The sequence below is a fragment of the Rhodoferax sp. genome, assembly GCF_030653815.1.
Classification (GTDB): domain Bacteria; phylum Pseudomonadota; class Gammaproteobacteria; order Burkholderiales; family Burkholderiaceae_C; genus Rhodoferax.
In genome coordinates, this window is record NZ_JAURYQ010000025.1 from 1 (window position 1) to 15,438 (window position 15,438).

Sequence of the window (15,438 nt, forward strand, 5' to 3'; positions counted from 1 at the left end):
CTCTGACCTCCCTCGACCAGTCGCACTGCCTCTTGCTTGAATTCGAGCGTGTATCGCGCTCTTGCCGTTTTCGTCATTTCCGTTCTCCTTGCCTGAATTTAAACACTCAGCAAGGGATACGTTTTTCGAGGGCAAGGTCACGTATCGGACATGCTTGCTGAAGCGTATGGACATACGTTCAACACAGAGACCAAATTTCTCAGCCGATCCAACGAGACACCCATTGACCTTGTGATCCGTCGGTAGAAAACATCAAACTCGTCCGGAAGCGCCTCCTCGCCAGACCGAAGTGACATAACCAGCTCGTTTAGTTGTTTTACATCGCTGTCTTTTCCATAGCTGGGATTCGCCAAACAGATCACCACCTTTGCCCGGTCCAACGGCCCATCAAACGGACAAGGCCTTACATCGTGAACAAATGGTGAATCCTCAAGATATGCAACATCGTCAGGATGTTTATCTTGTCGGCCACACCTAGCCCAATAGCGATGAAAGTCTGATCCAAGGTACATGCGGTCAATTCTGCCGTATATATGCAGCAATTGCTACCAGCCCATGCGCGAACCTTGCTCAATTTACTGAGCAACCAACGTGGACGTAGATCAGGCATTCGGTCAGGCCCTAAGAAGCCTGCGAACAAGACGTAAATGGAGTCAAACTGACTTGGCATTGCGTGCGGATGTTGATTGTAATTACATATCGTTGATTGAACTCGGCAGGAACAGCTCAAGTATTCGTATGGTCTACCGCCTGTGCGATGCCTTGGACGTGGTGCCATCTGAATTGCTCAGGGATGTCGACAAGCGACTTGCCCGAAAAGTTATCTCAGCCAACCCTGATAACGTTTAATTTCCACCCTATACGGGCGCATGAATTCACCAAAACAGAGCAGTACGCGCGAGCGCGCGAGGCATTTACCATCGACGCGGTGGCCCAGCAATTTCCGCAAAGCCTTGCCAAATATAGGTTTGCGGCACATCCAGGGGTTGGGATCTTGGCAATTTGCCGTCACACCCCCTCGCCCAACCCCTGAGACTCTCGGCTGTTGGCGAATAACGGCGGTGCTCGGCGAAGGTGACTTTTAAGCAAAGCCAATCAAAACATTGGCTTGCCACCAACAAAAACGCCACCGCGAAGGGTGGCGAAGATGCGTTTGGTGCGGCTGGCGGGGATCGAACCCACGACCCTTGGCTTCGGAGGCCAATACTCTATCCACTGAGCTACAGCCGCATTTTTCTGAGAAACTGCAAGGGAGCTATTCTCGCACATGAGCAAATTGGTCTGACCCTCAAGGCATGCGAGTCAAGCTATGTATCGGTTTGCACCAAGAGCTCTTTCAACTCACCACTGGCAATCAGCGCCTTGAGCTCGCTGGCGCCACCGACCAGTACGCCTTTGACGAACACCATCGGAAAGGTGGGCCAGCCGGTCCACATCTTGAGCGCATTGCGCGCGCGCCAGGTATTGAGGTAATTGCCGTACTCCAGATACTTGTAGGGCTGCCTCACCTGGTCGAGCGCCTTGCAGGCCTGCTTGGGGAAAGGGTTCCAGCCCATGCCCACCACCACCACCTCGTTGTCCTTGAGAGCAGCCATGACCTCCTGAACGATGGCCTGCTGATGTCCGGCGACCTTGCTGCGGATCGCGGGATGGAGATGCGTTTCGTCAAGAATCGGGCGTGGCATGAAAAACTCCGGAGGGTCAGGGCCTGTCAGTATCGCCGCTCCCGGACTGCAGCTTGTCCTGGGTGCGGGTGTCGAAGTCACTCGCCTCATGGCGCTCGTGCAACTGGGTTGCCAGCGGCCCGGTCACGCGGTTGACCATGCGGCCACGTTGGACGGCGGGGCGTTGGGCAATTTTGTCGGCCCAGGCGATCACATGGGGGTAATCACTGACCCGCAGGAATTCACCCGCCTCGTAAAGCTGGCCTCTGGCCAAGTTCCCATACCAAGGCCAGATGGCGATGTCGGCGATGGTGTAGTTATCACCGCCCACATAGGGACTTTCGGCAAGGCGGCGATTCAGCACATCCATCTGGCGCTTGACTTCCATGGCAAAGCGGTCAATGGCGTATTCGATTTTGATCGGCGCATAAACATAGAAGTGGCCGAAGCCCCCGCCCAGAAACGGCGCGCTGCCCATCTGCCAAAACAACCACGACAGGCATTCGGCGCGTTGGCGTGGCGCGGTCGGCAACAAGGCGCCAAATTTTTCTGCCAGGTACATCAGGATGGCGCCGGACTCAAACACCCGGATCGGTTCAGCCGTGCTGCAGTCCAGCAGCGCGGGAATCTTCGAATTGGGATTGACCTCGACAAAACCGCTGCCAAACTGGTCGCCGTCGCTGATGCGGATCAGCCAGGCGTCGTATTCCGCGCCACGGTGGCCGAGCGCCAGCAACTCCTCCAGCATCACCGTCACCTTGACGCCATTGGACGTGCCCAGCGAATACAGCTGCAGCGGGTGTTTGCCGCGCGGCAGCACCCGCTCGTGCGTGGGTCCGGCGATGGGTCGGTTGATGCTGGCAAAACGGCCACCGCTGGCCTTGTTCCAGGCCCAGACCTTGGGCGGGGTGTAACTATTTTCATCAGACATGGGTGGGCTTTCAGGGCATGTGCGAGGCTTGTCTTGGGCGCTGCATGTGCGCTTCAAAAGCATGTAAAAAGTATAGTGCTCTCCCGGATGGATGGGAAAACCTGCTTATTATTCAGCGCAGCTCAAGCATCTGGGGCCTGAAAGCCGGATGGCTGTTTTGTTGGTTGACGCCTACCTTGCAAAGGATCTCATGTCGCACCCCCTGGTCACGGACGAACTGGACTTGCTGCACCGGCTGGTCCCGCTGGATCAACACCGCCACATCATCGAACTGGGTTGCGGCGGCGCCGGCCTGGCGCGCAAACTGCTGGCACGATTCCCGGGCTGCGAGCTCACGGCGCTCGAGGTGGACGCGCGCCAACACGCCAAGAACCTGCGCGACCCCTTGCCGGGCCTGCACTTCATTGAAGCCGGCGCGCAAGCCATTCCACTGACCGCAGCGGCGTTTGACCTGGCCTTGATGCTGAAGTCCCTGCACCATGTGCCCTTGGCGCAACTGGACCAGGCCTTGGCGGAAGTTCACCGGGTGCTGAAACCTGGCGGTCTGCTGTATGTGTCTGAGCCCGTGTTTGCCGGGCCGCTCAACGAGGTCATGCGCTTGTTCCACGACGAGGAATTGGTGCGCGCCGCGGCTTTGAACGCGCTGCAAAAAGCCGTCGTTTCAGGGGCCTGGCAGCAGGTCGACGAGATTCTGTTCGATGTTCCGGTGCAGTTCCGCGACTTTGCCGATTTCGAGGCGCGCATGATTGGCGTGACCTTTGCCGACCACCGCCTGGATGCCTCAACGCTGCAGCAGGTACGCGCACGCTTTGAGCAGCACATGGGGGTTGAGGGTGCCGGCTTTGTGCGCCCGATGCGCGTCAATCTGCTGCGCAAGCGCTGAAATGGCAGCTCAGTGCCCTGGGGCGTGTTGCGTCGGCACCGCGTGGCGCAACACGGTCTGGTGGTTGTGTTCATCGACAAACACCAGTTGCGGCTGGTGACTGGCCACCTGGTCTTCATGGATCTGGCCAAACGCCGCGATGATGATGAGGTCGCCCACGGCGGCACGGCGCGCCGCTGAACCGTTGACCGAAATCATGCCGGAGCCGCGCTCGCCCTTGATGGCGTAGGTGATGAAGCGCTCGCCATTGTTGATGTTCCAGATATGAACTTGCTCGTTTTCAGCGATGTTGGCGGCATCGAGCAGGTTTTCATCGATGGCGCAGGAGCCCTCGTAGTGCAGTTCACATTGGGTGACGGCGACGCGATGGATTTTGGATTTGAGTAAGGTACGAAACATGGAGCGGGATTTTAAAAGAACGCTTGAGAAGGCTCGGCTGGCCACGACTCAGGTATGGCCGCGTTCGAAATAAGGCAAGAGCGCTTTCGCGGCCTCAATGCGCAGCAACATGTCGGTGGCCGGGTCGTTCATCACCGCAAGCAGAAAACGCTTCGGATTCTGGGCCGCTTGGGCGACATCACCCGTCATGGGTCCCGAAGCGCGGGCTGCGGGCGCGCCGACCGGGCAGAGCCGGTCCAGTGCCAAGCGGAATTCAGCCGGCTGAATGCTTTGCACGCCAGCCAGCAGCTTGGCCTGCGCATCCGGGCTGGGCGGCAGGTCAAGCCAGGGTTCATCGGCAAACATGCCGGCCAGGCCCGGGGCCACAAACGCCGACCAATGGCCTGACTCCCCCTGGCGGGCGGGTACCCGCCTGATAGGCTGACCCTGCCCGGGTGCCGAATCATCGGCCTGCGGCTTCATGCGGATGTGTTTGGCGGCGATAGCGCCCAGGTAGCGCAGGCGCAGACCTTCAAGAAACGCCAGCGCCTGCGCCAGCGGCACCGGCTCGGCCAGCGAAAACCAGACCTGATAGCCGTCCATGCCGGACACGGCGATGGCGGGGGCGGGTAGCTCGAGCTCATCTTGAACACCCTGCCATAGCGCCGCCACGCCGGCCCAACCGGCCTGCTGTGCCAGCTCCACGACCCACGCGCGAACCCGCCCGTCGGGGTCGATCAGCCGGATGGCATCACCGTCAGCGTCCTGGCCCTGCGGCTGGGCGACATGCGGCAGGTAGAGGCGCTGCAGTTCCGCTTGCAGTCTAGACATGCCGACTCACAGCCTCAAACCAGTTTGAACTGGCCGGCATTGTTCGCCTGCAAACGCCCCGCAGCCACCAAGCGCTTGAGTGCCGCCGTCATCGAGCCCAGCGGAATGCCGGTGGCCTTGGCCACGGCGGTCTGGTTGACGGGCGCAAAGCCCTTGGTTTTCAGGACATATTTCAGGTGCTTGAGCAATTTGTCTGCATTGCTGGGCAAGGGGCCGGCCAAGGCCGGGCCCGGTTTGGCCGCAGCAGCTTTTTTCTTTCTTTTGATCTTGACGTCGGTGGCGGCCAGGCTGCTGTCCTGCGTCGGGGACGACGCTGTTTCAGCAGCGGCGTCCGGTGCGGGGGCTGACAGGGCCGTCACCAGCTCGGGCAAGGACGGCTCCACATCGCTCAGGGCGCTGGCCAACTGGTAGACATTAGTCAGATCTTCCTCCATGGCGGCGACCGTTTTAGACAGCCTTGCGACCATCTTCCAGTTTTCAAACAGCGTGTCATTGCCCAGGTGAAATGGATTGGATCCGACAGCCGCCTGGACGCGTTCGCCATAACTCTTGACTGCCAACTTGAGCTGGGCATCGGCATCAAACACGGCAGCTCCGGCCTTTTGCAGCGCGGCGAGCAGTTCTTTGTTGAGTGACATGAATGAGGTTCCTTACTTCGAGCAAACGTGGGGATGGCTTGATTGTGCCTGCGCTCGCACCAGGGGGTGAGCGCCCTGCTGCTCGGCGATGAACGCCGCAAGGTGTTGACACACTCAAAGATCCAGATCCTGCTCTACCGCTGAGCCGGCCGGGTTGGGGGCCCAAAACGCCCCAACCCTATAATTCGAGGCTGTTTTTGTACCTAACATCCATCGAGGCCCTCATGAGCGACCACCATCACACAGCAGACCACGACGCCCACGCGGCCCCTGAAGCCAGCGGAATCAAAAAAATCACGAACATCCTCGTTTTGCTCGGTTTGCCGCTGGTGGTCGTGGGCTCTCTGGTGGTTTATTACATGGGACAAAGCAGTGGCCATATGGCCGCCAGCATGTCTGAGGAAGCCGTGATGGGCCGCATTCAGAAGGTGGGCGTGCTGCAACTGGGCGAGGCCTCGCGCGAACCCAAAACTGGCGAACAGGTTTACCAGGCGCAGTGCACCACCTGCCACGCTGCCGGTTTGGTGGGCGCACCCAAGTTGGCCGACGCGGGCGCCTGGGCGCCGCGTATTGCCACCGGCTATGAGGCCCTGCTGACGTCTGCGCTCAAGGGCAAGGGCAACATGGCCGCACAAGGCGGCGGTGCGTTTGCCGACTTTGAAATCGGTCGTGCTGTAGCCTACATGGCCAACGCCGCAGGTGCCAAATTTGAAGACCCCAAGGCCCCCGAAGCCGAGGGCGCTGCCGCACCCGCTGCCGACGCAGCCTCTGCCGCCAAATAACGGTTGCTGTCATGCCGGGCTTGACCCGGCATCCAGGAAGTCCGGCAGTCATGGATGGCGGATCAAGTCCGCAATGACCTCCGTTTTTCTACTTCTCTTGCCCTGCCTGCGGGCTTTTGACAAAGCCAAACAGGCCGGGCAGATCGGCTTGCAAAACATCTTGCGGCTGCCACCGGCCCTGCTCCACCGCCTCGGCGGCCAGACCCATGTCCTGGGTGTGCACCAGCCCCAGGCCAGCCGGTGACGCCAAATACAAATGCCCCGCTTCATCGAGCCAGGCGCCCGTGACCACGGCGGCGCGGTCCAGGTGGTCCTTGACGCTGTGATCCAGCTGCACGCGCCAGACCAGCGGCGTGGCCTGCAGCTCGACATAGACGCGCTGCGGCCCGTTCTGGAAAAACCATTGGCCCTGCGCATCCGGCAGGTAGTTGCGGGCAATGAAATCAATCAGTTTCTCATGCGTCAGCAGGCTGCCCTTGCTGCCCGGCAGTCCGCTCTGGAACGCGCCAGCGGCCTGGGCGCGGTCATCGCGCAGGTACCAGTTGCCACGCGCATCCAGCCCCAGCCAGCCCTGACAGTTGGGTACGTTGGGCCATTTGGCCATGGCTTGTTTGACGATGTCGTCCATTTTTTATCCTTTCAAGTGTGCGCGCGCAACCAATCACCCACAGTTTGCGGCAGCGTTTGCAAATGACCCGGCGACGGCCCGGCCATGAAACCGACATGCCCCCCTTGTTCCGGCTGCCACAAGCGCACCTTCGACCCCACCTCGTTTTGCCGTGGCAGACTGCTGGCCGGTACAAACGGGTCGTTCAGCGCATTGACCACCAGCGTCGGCAGACGGATGTCGGCCAGGCGCGGCTTGGCCGACGCGCGCCGCCAATAGTCTTGCGTATCTTTAAAGCCGTGCAGGGGTGCCGTGAAAACATCGTCGAAGTCGTGCAAGTCCTGCGCCGCGTGCAGGGCCTTCGCATCAAACAGGCCCGGAAACTGGGCCAGCTTTTGCAGCGCCTTGGGCTTCATGGTGTGCAAGAACATGCGGGTGTAGACCTGTCGGCTCAGACCCCGGCCAATGGCCTGGCCGCTGGCCGCCAGATCCACCGGGGCCGAGACACTGGCCAGCGCCTGCACCACGCGGGCCGCCGTGCTGCCCGCCTCCTGCGCCCAGCGCAGCAGCGCGTTGCCGCCCAAAGAGACACCCACGGCGTACAACGAACCGGCATGGCGGGCGCGCAAGCGCGCCAAGATCCAGCCTATTTCCTCAAAATCACCCGAGTGGTAGGCGCGCGGTGCGCGGTTGATTTCACCGCTGCAGCCGCGAAAATGGGGCATGACCAGGCCCCAACCCCGGGCGTGCGCCCACTGCGCAAACGCCAGCGCGTAGTGACTGCCGGAGGATCCCTCCAGTCCATGAAACAGCACCAGCAAGGGTGCTTCTGCAGGCCCATCAAGCCAGTCCACGTCGACAAAGTCATCATCCGGGGTAATCCAGCGCTCGCGGCGGTAAGGCGGCACTGCGCGTCGCCCGGAGCGGCCATGCAAGGCGGGCCAAATGGTTTGAACATGGCCGCCGGGCAGCCACCAGGGTGCGTGGTAATTCAATGTAAAACCGGCGCAATCTCGGTGATGTCATGGGGCTCGCGGGCGCTGCCGGGGCTGGCATGGTGCGCCACCAGGCGCCAGCCTTGCGCGGTCTTGTGGTACACGTTGGTGGCAATCACCACCGCCTCCATCGGCCCCTCGGGCGTCAGCAGTTCGATGCGCTCGCGCACACTGTGCACCGCGCTGCCCAGCGCCTCGATTTTGCGCACGTCTTCGGGCCGGACCCGAATGCTGCCGTTGTTGAACATGGCTTCAAAGGCCGAACGGATCGCGCCCAGGCCAATCATGCGCGGGCCACCCGGATGCACACACAGCACCTCGTCGTCGTCAGCCCAGCAGGCCATCAGCCGGTCCAGGTCGGCGTTTTGCAGCGCCTCGTAAAAAGCGGCTTCAAGCTCATCCGACGAGCCTCCGGCAATGGCAGCGATTTTTTTGACTTTGGACATGGTAAGGACTCATTCAGTGGTGCGCTCATTTTGCCGCGCTTTCAAAACTGCCTGACACACCGACCCAAGGGTACCCACTGCCGCAACTGCGAGAATTGCCGCTCCTGATTTTTTACGCGGGTCACTCCCTTTTTATGCGCTCGTTTGCCCTTGCCCTCCTCATCACGTTGCCCTGGCTCAATCCGTTTTCGCCCGGGCCGACCGCCGCCGTGATGCCGCTGCTGTTTGCCTGGGCCTGCGCGGCGGGCTTGTTATTGCTGCGGGCCAGCGACAACACCCCCGCCGCGCGGCAGCGCTGGGTATATGCCGTGGCCGGCGCCTGGCTGACAGCCGCGTGCCTGAGTGCCATGCTTGGCTTGCTGCAGTATTTTGGCGCCTCCGGCTGGCTCGGGGTGTGGGCCAACCACACCGAGGTGGGCTTGGCTTATGGCAACCTGCGCCAGCGCAACCAGTTTGCCAGCCTGATGGGTATCGGACTGCTGGCCTTGCTGTGGTGGGTCGCGCAAGCTTCCCCGCCAAGGCCCGGGCGGCGCCCAGGCCAATTCGGACTGGCGCTGCTGCTGGCCGTGCTGCTGGGTGCCGGCAATGCCGCGTCGTCGTCGCGCACCGGCTTGTTGCAACTGCTGGTGGTGGTGGCCATGACCCTGGTCTGGCAGCGCCGCGCCCGTCAGCAAGAGGCCTCGATGCCGGCGGCATCGGCCTTGCCCTGGGTGCTGCTGGCGGCCGTGCTGAGCTACGCCGTGGCCAACTGGGCACTGCCTTGGCTGGCCGGACTGGACCCGTCCAGCAGCGGCGCCTGGGCCAGACTGCGTGCCGGTGATTCGGCCTGTAGCAGCCGCCTCACCCTGTGGCACAACGTGCTGTATCTGATCGCCCAGAGGCCCTGGCTGGGCTGGGGCTGGGGCGAGCTGGACTATGCCCACTTCATCACGCTCTACCCTGGCGCGCGCTTTTGCGACATTCTGGACAACGCCCACAACCTGCCCCTGCACCTGGCGGTGGAGTTAGGCCTGCCGCTGGCATTGCTGCTGTGCGGCGGCGCACTGTGGCTCATCTTGCGCGCCCGGCCCTGGCGCGAGCCCGACGCCAGCCGGCAGATGGCCTGGGCTGTGCTGGCGGTCATTGTGCTGCACAGCCTGCTGGAATACCCGCTCTGGTACGGCCCGTTCCAGATGGCCGCCGGCCTGTGCGTGTGGCTGCTGTTGCCCGCGGGCGGTCAGTGGCGCAGGACACTGGCGCCCTACGTGCAGGCGACCCTGGCGGGCATGCTGCTCACCTTCTGCGCGCTGGCCGGCTGGCAATACCATCTGGCCAGCCAGATCTATTTGCCACCAGAAAAACGCGCGCCGGAGTATCGAGCCGACACCCTGGAAAAAACCCGGCATGTGCTGCTGTTTCAGGACCAGGTGCGCTTTGCCGAACTCACCCTCACCGAGCTGACCGCTGCCAACGCAGAGCCCATGAACCGGCTGGCCAAGGACGTATTGCATTTTTCTCCCGAGGCGCGCGTGGTCGAAATCATCATCAACAGCGCCCGGCTGCTGGGCCGTGAGGGCGAGGCCGACTTTTATTTGGCGCGCCTGCAGGCCGCCTTTCCGCAAGACCATGCCGACTGGCGCAAAACACACGAGCCCTGATGCCTGTGCACATCGACCGGTCCGATTCGCTACCATCGCCGAATCTACTGAATGAATACACCAAGGGAGAAAAATGCTGATTCGCATCATTTACCTGAGCACCGCGGTGGGTCCGCAAACCACCACCATGACCAACGCCATCCTGAAGAAGGCGCAAGCCTGGAACCAGGCCCACGGAATCACCGGGGTGCTGTGCCAGGGCCAAGGCGTGTTTTTGCAGGCGCTCGAAGGTGAGCGCGGCACGGTGACCCAACTGTATGCGCGCATTTATGAGGACCAACGGCACACCAAGGTCGAGTTGCTCCACTGCGAAAGCATTGCCAAAAGACGCTATGAAAACTGGTCCATGGCGCACGTCAGTTTGTCTGACCTTGACCCGGCCACAAAGATCGAGTGGCCGGAATTCGACACTTACTCCGTCACCGGCTTGCAGGTGATGGCGCGTATCGATGACTTGCTGGCCAAGGGCAGCGTCATCCAAAGCCTGGACGCCTGAACTTGTCCGGCCCCATGCCAACCCACCAGAGTCTCCACCGCGCCAACCTCACCGGCATTGTCTGGATGATTGTGGCTATGGCGGCGTTCGCGGTCGAAGATGCGTTCATCAAAGTCGCCACGCAACAGCTGCCGGTCGGACAGGTGCTGATGCTGTTTGGCGCTGGCGGGGCCGTGTTGTTTGCCGGCCTGACGCTACGCAACGGGTCCAGGCTGCTGATCGCGCAAGCTTTTTCCAGGGTGATGCTGATCCGCGCGCTGTGTGAACTGGTCGGTCGCTTGTTTTATGTGCTGGCGATTGCGCTCACACCGCTGTCGTCTGCCACCGCTATTTTGCAGGCCACACCCATCATCGTGGTGTTGGGCGCGATGGCGTTTTTTGGCGAAACCGTCGGCTGGCGGCGCTGGTGCGCCATCGTGGCCGGCCTGGTCGGGGTCGTCATCATCCTGCGGCCAGCCACCGATGACTTCTCGGCCTTGTCCCTGTTGGCCGTGGTCGGCACCCTGGGCTTTGCCGGGCGCGACCTGGCAAGCCGTGCGGCGCCTGCAGCGCTCACCACCTGGCATCTGGGTTTTTACGGATTTTTGACCGTCGTGGTCGCCGGCGTGCTGTTCTCGTGGTGGGATGGCAAGCCTTTGGTCTGGCCGACGACCAGCAACGCCTTCGGCCTGGCGGCCGCTGTGGGCACGGGCGTCTTTGCCTACACGGCCTTGATGAAGGCGATGCGCACCGGCGCCATCTCGACGGTGACGCCGTTTCGCTACACCCGGCTGCTGTTCGGCATCGGCCTGGGCATGGCGATGTTTGGCGAGCGACCTGACGGCCCCATGGTGCTCGGCTGCGCCGTGGTCATCGGCTCGGGGCTGTTCATCTGGTGGCAAGGCAAGGTCGCCACCAAGCCAGTCCTGCACACGCCCTTGGTCCAAGACCCCATGGGTTAAATCTGAGGACCCGCTGGCGCTACCATCCAGCCTGATCGCGCAGCCATTTCAAAACCACAAGGAGCTAGTTCATGTCCCCATCCTGGAAATTCGAAACCAAATCGGTCCACGCCGGTTACTCACCCGATCCCACCACCAAGGCGGTGGCGGTGCCAATTTACCAGACGGCGGCCTACGCCTTTGACAGCGCCCAGCATGGCGCCGACCTGTTTGACCTGAAGGTGCCGGGCAACATCTACACCCGCATCATGAACCCGACCAACGATGTGCTGGAGCAGCGCGTGGCCGCGCTCGAGGGCGGCATTGCCGCGCTGGCGCTGGCCTCAGGCCAGGCCGCCGTGACCTACGCCATCCAGACCATTGCCGAGGCCGGCGACAACATCATTGCCAGCACCGCGCTGTATGGCGGCACCTACAACCTGCTGGCGCACACGCTGCCGCTATCAGGCATCACCACCCGTTTTGCCGACCCGCGCGACCCCGCCAGCTTCGAGCCGCTGATTGACGACAAGACCAAGGCCGTGTTCATCGAATCCATCAGCAACCCGCAGGGCACCGTGACCGACATCGCCGCCATTGCGGCCATTGCCCACCGCCACGGTGTGCCGCTGATTGTCGACAACACGGTGGCCACACCTTACCTATTGCGCCCGTTTGAGCACGGCGCCGACATCGTGGTGCACTCCCTCACCAAGTACATGGGCGGGCACGGCACCAGCATTGCCGGCGCCATTGTGGATTCGGGCAAGTTCCCCTGGGCGGAGCACAAGGCACGCTTCAAGCGCCTCAACGAGCCCGACCAAAGTTACCACGGCGTGGTCTACACCGAAGCCCTGGGCGCTGCCGCCTACATTGGCCGCGCCCGCGTGGTGCCGCTGCGCAACACCGGCGCGGCGCTGTCACCGTTCAACGCGTTTTTGATTTTGCAGGGCATCGAGACCCTGAGCCTGCGCATGGACCGCATCAATGACAACACGATCAAGGTGGCGCAATTCCTGCAGGCCCACCCCAAGGCCGCGTGGGTCAATTACGCGGGGCTGCCCAGCCACCCCGACCATGCGCTGGCGCAAAAATACCTGGGCGGCAAGGCCAGTGGCCTGCTCACCTTTGGCGTCAAGTCGGCGCCCGGTGAAGGCCGCAAGGCCGGCGCCGCCTTTCTGGATGCACTGCAGCTGTTCACACGCCTGGTCAACATTGGCGACGCCAAGTCGCTGGCCACCCACCCGGCCTCCACCACCCACCGCCAGTTGTCACCGGCCGAACTGATCAAGGCCGGCGTGCCCGAGGACGCCGTGCGCCTGTCGATTGGCATTGAGCACATTGACGACTTATTGGCCGACCTGACACAAGCCCTGGCTGCCGTTTAAGCTGCCGCCACCCAGGGAGACCGCATGTTTTTCCAGATCAAGGGAAAACGTGTGGAGTTCGAGGACTTGAAAGCACAACTAACGCATCTCGAAGGCTTCCTGGTGAAAACGGGGACGCCAACCCAGCGCCGCAAGCCCCTGGCGCAGGGTATGGGCCAGCCCGGCGGGGCCGCAAAACCAGATTTCCGTCTTGCCTGACACACTCAGTGCCGCAGCCGTCAACTTGGCGCCCTGACGCGCATCATGGAGGTGCAACCGCACCGCTGGCAGGGCGGCACACAAGGCCTGCAGGTGTGGCACAAAGGCATCGGTGGCCTGGTCGCGGGTGCAGTAATGCAGCTCGGCCGCCGGCGCTTTGTCGGGCTGGGCCTGCAGGGATTCCAGCCAGGCCAGAAAAGGTGTCACGCCAATGCCGCCGGCAATCCATATCTGCCGCGCCCGCCGCTGGCGCCGCCCCATGTCAAAGCGGCCATAAGGCCCTTCGACGCGCACGTGCTGTCCCGGCTGCAGGCGCAGGGCCAAGCCGCGGGTGTAGTCGCCCAGCGCCTTGATCTGGAAGCTGACCGTGTGGTCGCCCTGGTCGGCGCTGGCGATGGTGAACGGATGCGCGCCCTCTTTGTCGTCAAAGCTGACAAAGGCAAACTGGCCCGGGCGGTGGCCGCGCCAGTCAGGCCCGAGGCGGCACACGACCGTAGTGACATCAGGCGCCAGCGGCTCGACCGCCATGATCTCACCGCTGCTTTCGCGCGCCTTGCCGATGCGCCCCAGCAGGGTGTGCACCGCGCCGTAAACACCTGCGCCCAGCAGCACGGCAAGCAGCGCACCCACCGGCTGGGTCCAATAGTCTGTGGGCGCGAGCAGGGCCGCATGAAACGCCAGCATCAGGTAAAGCACCGGCATGGCGCGGTGCAAAAAGCGCCACGGCCGGTAAGGAAACTTCTTCCACAGGGTGATCACCAGCATCGCCAGCAGCGCATAAATGGCCCACTCGCCCATGTCTTCGGCCAGGTCGCGCAGCACGTCGAGCAAGCCGGTCAACACGTCTTCAGGCACCCGGCCCTGGCGGCCAATCAGGGTTTTCAGGATGTCGTCGGACATCTCGACCAGCCAGTGCAGCGCAGCAAAGCCGACCGCCAGAATGCCGGCCCACTTGTGGCTGCGGTAAATGCGGTCCATGCCGCCCAATGGCGCTTCCAGCCACACCGGGCGGGTTGCCAACAACATCGCCAGCGACATCATGGCCACCGACAGCAGGCCGCTCAGGTGCAGCAGCTGCTGGCGCGCCAGCCACAGCGCGTGGACATTCGGGTCCGCCGGGGCCTGCGCGATGTCCCAGCCCCAGCTCAGGGCAAGCAAGGTGATCAGGCTGGCGAACAAGGTCTTCATGGTGATTGACTCCAAAAGGGCAAGCTCAGTCCTCGTAATAGCCGCGTTCGGCACCGGCATGGCAAGCGGTGCAATTGGCCTTGCTGCGCACCGTGCTCTGGGTCCACTCCGAGGCCCTTACTTCGCGGTGTTCCTTGACCCAGCGCGGCAGTTCGGTAATGCGCAGCGGGGCCTGGCTTGGCGCCACGTCACGCAGCAGCTTGTTGCCGTAACGCGTGCCGGCCTGGTCAGCGGCGTTGGCGGTGAGGTAGGCGGTGATTTTTTTGGCGGTGGCCGGGTCCACGCTGGCGTCGTCACCGAAATGGTTTTTCAGGTCGGCCATCATGCGCGTCCAGGAGCGGGCCGGCAGCATGGACGGGGCAAAGGCCAGGTGGCAGCCGCCGCACTCTTCCTTGACCACGGCGTCGGTGACCGGCGCATAAAAATGGCCGCCACCCGCCTGGGCACGACCCAGGACCAGGGCAGAAAAGCCGATGACGAGCAGGCTCAGGACGAGCGGACGGTAAGGGATGTTCATGACAAGTTCCTTAATGATTGACGGTGATAAAAATTACTGACTGGCCATGAAACTCAACCAGTCGCCTTTTTCCCGGGCGCTGCATTCGCGGCCCATGACTTCGGTGCAGTTGCGCTTGAACCACTTCTCCACCTTGACCGGATCGGTGTAACGGGTCGGGGACACCGACAACGCCACCGGCTCAATGGATTTGCCAGTCAGCGTTTGCCCTGGCGCGCGGGTGTCGCGACCATGGCAGTTGGCGCAAGTGGGGATGTCGGGCTTGCCGCCGGTGAATGCCTGCAGGTAAAGCGCCTTGCCGCGACCGGCAGAAAAGCCTGAAAACGTCGGGTCGACCGCTTTGGCGGCACTGGCATACTGCACCATCAGATCGTCCCGGGGGCCGGCAAAGCTGGTGCTGCTCAGACTCAATGACAAGACGGCTGTGAGCAGGGAGAGGGTCAGGTTGGGGTGCATGGTCGCGTCCTTTTGCGGTGGGTATGGGAGCGACTATGCACACGCCCAACTGAACGCAAGGTGAATCAGTTGTTCATCCTGCGTTCAGCTTGACAAGGTATAAAAGCAAGCTTCATCGTGCCAGATCCACCGGGTTACCCAGCCATGCAACACAAGATCTCGAACAGCTCAAGCCGACCCCAGCAGCCACGCCGGTCCTGGCGCGCGCGCTTGGGTGCGCTGTGCGCGGCGACGCTGATGAGCATCAGCGGTATGGGCTGGGCCGACGCCGACCATGACCGTGCCCGGCGGGCGCTGGAAGCCGGGGAGGTGCTGCCGCTGGGCACCATCCTGACGCGACTGGTGACCTTGCCCCTGGAATCCGTATCCCATAACCGAGATCATGAGTTGGCTTGCTTGGGCTGATTAGCAAGCCAGTTCTGTTCGAACTTCATCGGGCTGACATAGGCCAGCGTCGAATGCAGTCGAGTCCGGTTATACCAA

19 protein-coding genes and 1 tRNA gene are annotated in these 15,438 nt (G+C 62.3%); 8 read left to right on the forward strand and 12 right to left on the reverse strand.

The window, feature by feature from the left end; genetic code table 11:
* The first annotated feature begins 591 nt into the window (after window positions 1–591).
* Complete coding sequence (locus Q7U49_RS17435; RefSeq protein ID WP_370653987.1) at window positions 592–849, forward strand: helix-turn-helix domain-containing protein; 258 nt, start codon at window positions 592–594, stop codon at window positions 847–849.
* A gap of 305 nt (window positions 850–1,154) precedes the next feature.
* Here Q7U49_RS17435 and Q7U49_RS09255 read toward each other — a convergent pair.
* From Q7U49_RS09255 to yghU, 3 genes are all read right to left on the reverse strand, one after another.
* A tRNA-Arg gene (locus Q7U49_RS09255) sits at window positions 1,155–1,230 on the reverse strand.
* A gap of 77 nt (window positions 1,231–1,307) precedes the next feature.
* Window positions 1,308–1,685 (reverse strand): glutaredoxin domain-containing protein, encoded by a 378-nt coding sequence (locus tag Q7U49_RS09260; RefSeq protein WP_304763967.1) that lies wholly within the window; start codon window positions 1,683–1,685, stop codon window positions 1,308–1,310.
* A 16-nt stretch (window positions 1,686–1,701) separates the two neighbouring features.
* Complete coding sequence (gene yghU, locus Q7U49_RS09265; RefSeq protein WP_304763968.1) at window positions 1,702–2,595, reverse strand: glutathione-dependent disulfide-bond oxidoreductase; 894 nt, start codon at window positions 2,593–2,595, stop codon at window positions 1,702–1,704.
* 190 nt (window positions 2,596–2,785) lie between these two features.
* Here yghU and Q7U49_RS09270 point away from each other — a divergent pair, with 190 nt between their 5' ends.
* Window positions 2,786–3,478 (forward strand): class I SAM-dependent methyltransferase, encoded by a 693-nt coding sequence (locus tag Q7U49_RS09270; protein WP_304763969.1) that lies wholly within the window; start codon window positions 2,786–2,788, stop codon window positions 3,476–3,478.
* 9 nt (window positions 3,479–3,487) lie between these two features.
* On the opposite strand, the gene panD is transcribed toward Q7U49_RS09270, so the two are convergent.
* The 3 genes from panD to Q7U49_RS09285 are packed head-to-tail and all read right to left on the reverse strand — an operon-like array spanning window position 3,488 to window position 5,325.
* Window positions 3,488–3,877, reverse strand: a complete 390-nt coding sequence (gene panD / locus Q7U49_RS09275) for an aspartate 1-decarboxylase (RefSeq protein ID WP_304763970.1) — start codon at window positions 3,875–3,877, stop codon at window positions 3,488–3,490.
* A 48-nt stretch (window positions 3,878–3,925) separates the two neighbouring features.
* Window positions 3,926–4,687 carry a hypothetical protein gene (locus Q7U49_RS09280; RefSeq protein WP_304763971.1) on the reverse strand — a complete coding sequence of 254 codons (762 nt, stop codon included), beginning with the start codon at window positions 4,685–4,687 and terminating at the stop codon, window positions 3,926–3,928.
* 14 nt (window positions 4,688–4,701) lie between these two features.
* A complete protein-coding gene (locus Q7U49_RS09285) occupies window positions 4,702–5,325 on the reverse strand; it encodes a hypothetical protein (protein ID WP_304763973.1) in 624 nt (207 codons plus the stop codon).
* Between the two features lie 224 nt (window positions 5,326–5,549).
* Here Q7U49_RS09285 and Q7U49_RS09290 point away from each other — a divergent pair, with 224 nt between their 5' ends.
* Window positions 5,550–6,107 (forward strand): cytochrome c5 family protein, encoded by a 558-nt coding sequence (locus tag Q7U49_RS09290; RefSeq protein ID WP_304763975.1) that lies wholly within the window; start codon window positions 5,550–5,552, stop codon window positions 6,105–6,107.
* 88 nt (window positions 6,108–6,195) lie between these two features.
* Here Q7U49_RS09290 and Q7U49_RS09295 read toward each other — a convergent pair whose 3' ends face one another.
* The 3 genes from Q7U49_RS09295 to Q7U49_RS09305 are packed head-to-tail and all read right to left on the reverse strand — an operon-like array spanning window position 6,196 to window position 8,155.
* A complete protein-coding gene (locus Q7U49_RS09295) occupies window positions 6,196–6,735 on the reverse strand; it encodes a DUF2946 family protein (protein ID WP_304763976.1) in 540 nt (179 codons plus the stop codon).
* An 11-nt stretch (window positions 6,736–6,746) separates the two neighbouring features.
* Entirely contained in the window at window positions 6,747–7,709 is a 963-nt protein-coding gene (locus Q7U49_RS09300; protein ID WP_304763978.1) for a YheT family hydrolase, read from the reverse strand.
* Complete coding sequence (locus Q7U49_RS09305) at window positions 7,706–8,155, reverse strand: nuclear transport factor 2 family protein (protein WP_304763979.1); 450 nt, start codon at window positions 8,153–8,155, stop codon at window positions 7,706–7,708. The genes Q7U49_RS09300 and Q7U49_RS09305 overlap by 4 nt, the downstream gene beginning before the upstream one ends.
* 167 nt (window positions 8,156–8,322) lie before the next feature.
* On the opposite strand from Q7U49_RS09305, the gene Q7U49_RS09310 reads away from it, so the two are divergent.
* The 4 genes from Q7U49_RS09310 to Q7U49_RS09325 all read left to right on the forward strand — a co-directional run bounded on the left by Q7U49_RS09310 (window position 8,323) and on the right by Q7U49_RS09325 (window position 12,596).
* Entirely contained in the window at window positions 8,323–9,792 is a 1,470-nt protein-coding gene (locus Q7U49_RS09310) for a Wzy polymerase domain-containing protein (RefSeq protein WP_304763981.1), read from the forward strand.
* Window positions 9,793–9,865: 73 nt separating this feature from the next.
* Complete coding sequence (locus Q7U49_RS09315; RefSeq protein WP_304763982.1) at window positions 9,866–10,288, forward strand: BLUF domain-containing protein; 423 nt, start codon at window positions 9,866–9,868, stop codon at window positions 10,286–10,288.
* A gap of 14 nt (window positions 10,289–10,302) precedes the next feature.
* Window positions 10,303–11,229: a DMT family transporter gene (locus tag Q7U49_RS09320; protein ID WP_304763984.1), complete on the forward strand. Its 927-nt coding sequence runs from the start codon at window positions 10,303–10,305 to the stop codon at window positions 11,227–11,229.
* Between the two features lie 71 nt (window positions 11,230–11,300).
* Window positions 11,301–12,596 carry an O-acetylhomoserine aminocarboxypropyltransferase/cysteine synthase family protein gene (locus Q7U49_RS09325; RefSeq protein ID WP_304763985.1) on the forward strand — a complete coding sequence of 432 codons (1,296 nt, stop codon included), beginning with the start codon at window positions 11,301–11,303 and terminating at the stop codon, window positions 12,594–12,596.
* Between the two features lie 78 nt (window positions 12,597–12,674).
* Here Q7U49_RS09325 and Q7U49_RS09330 read toward each other — a convergent pair whose 3' ends face one another.
* Genes Q7U49_RS09330 through Q7U49_RS09340 form a run of 3 tightly spaced genes read right to left on the reverse strand, consistent with a single transcriptional unit; the run spans window position 12,675 to window position 14,955 of the window.
* Window positions 12,675–13,982, reverse strand: a complete 1,308-nt coding sequence (locus Q7U49_RS09330) for a ferric reductase-like transmembrane domain-containing protein (protein WP_304763987.1) — start codon at window positions 13,980–13,982, stop codon at window positions 12,675–12,677.
* A 25-nt stretch (window positions 13,983–14,007) separates the two neighbouring features.
* Window positions 14,008–14,499, reverse strand: coding sequence for a diheme cytochrome c (locus Q7U49_RS09335; protein WP_304763988.1), 492 nt, complete (start codon window positions 14,497–14,499; stop codon window positions 14,008–14,010).
* Window positions 14,500–14,532: 33 nt separating this feature from the next.
* The gene (locus Q7U49_RS09340) at window positions 14,533–14,955 is read right to left on the reverse strand and encodes a DUF1924 domain-containing protein (RefSeq protein ID WP_304763990.1); all 423 of its coding nucleotides are present in this window, start codon (window positions 14,953–14,955) and stop codon (window positions 14,533–14,535) included.
* Between the two features lie 144 nt (window positions 14,956–15,099).
* Here Q7U49_RS09340 and Q7U49_RS09345 point away from each other — a divergent pair, with 144 nt between their 5' ends.
* On the forward strand, window positions 15,100–15,360 hold the full coding sequence (locus Q7U49_RS09345; RefSeq protein ID WP_304763992.1) for a hypothetical protein: 261 nt from the start codon (window positions 15,100–15,102) through the stop codon (window positions 15,358–15,360).
* Window positions 15,361–15,438 lie beyond the last annotated feature (78 nt).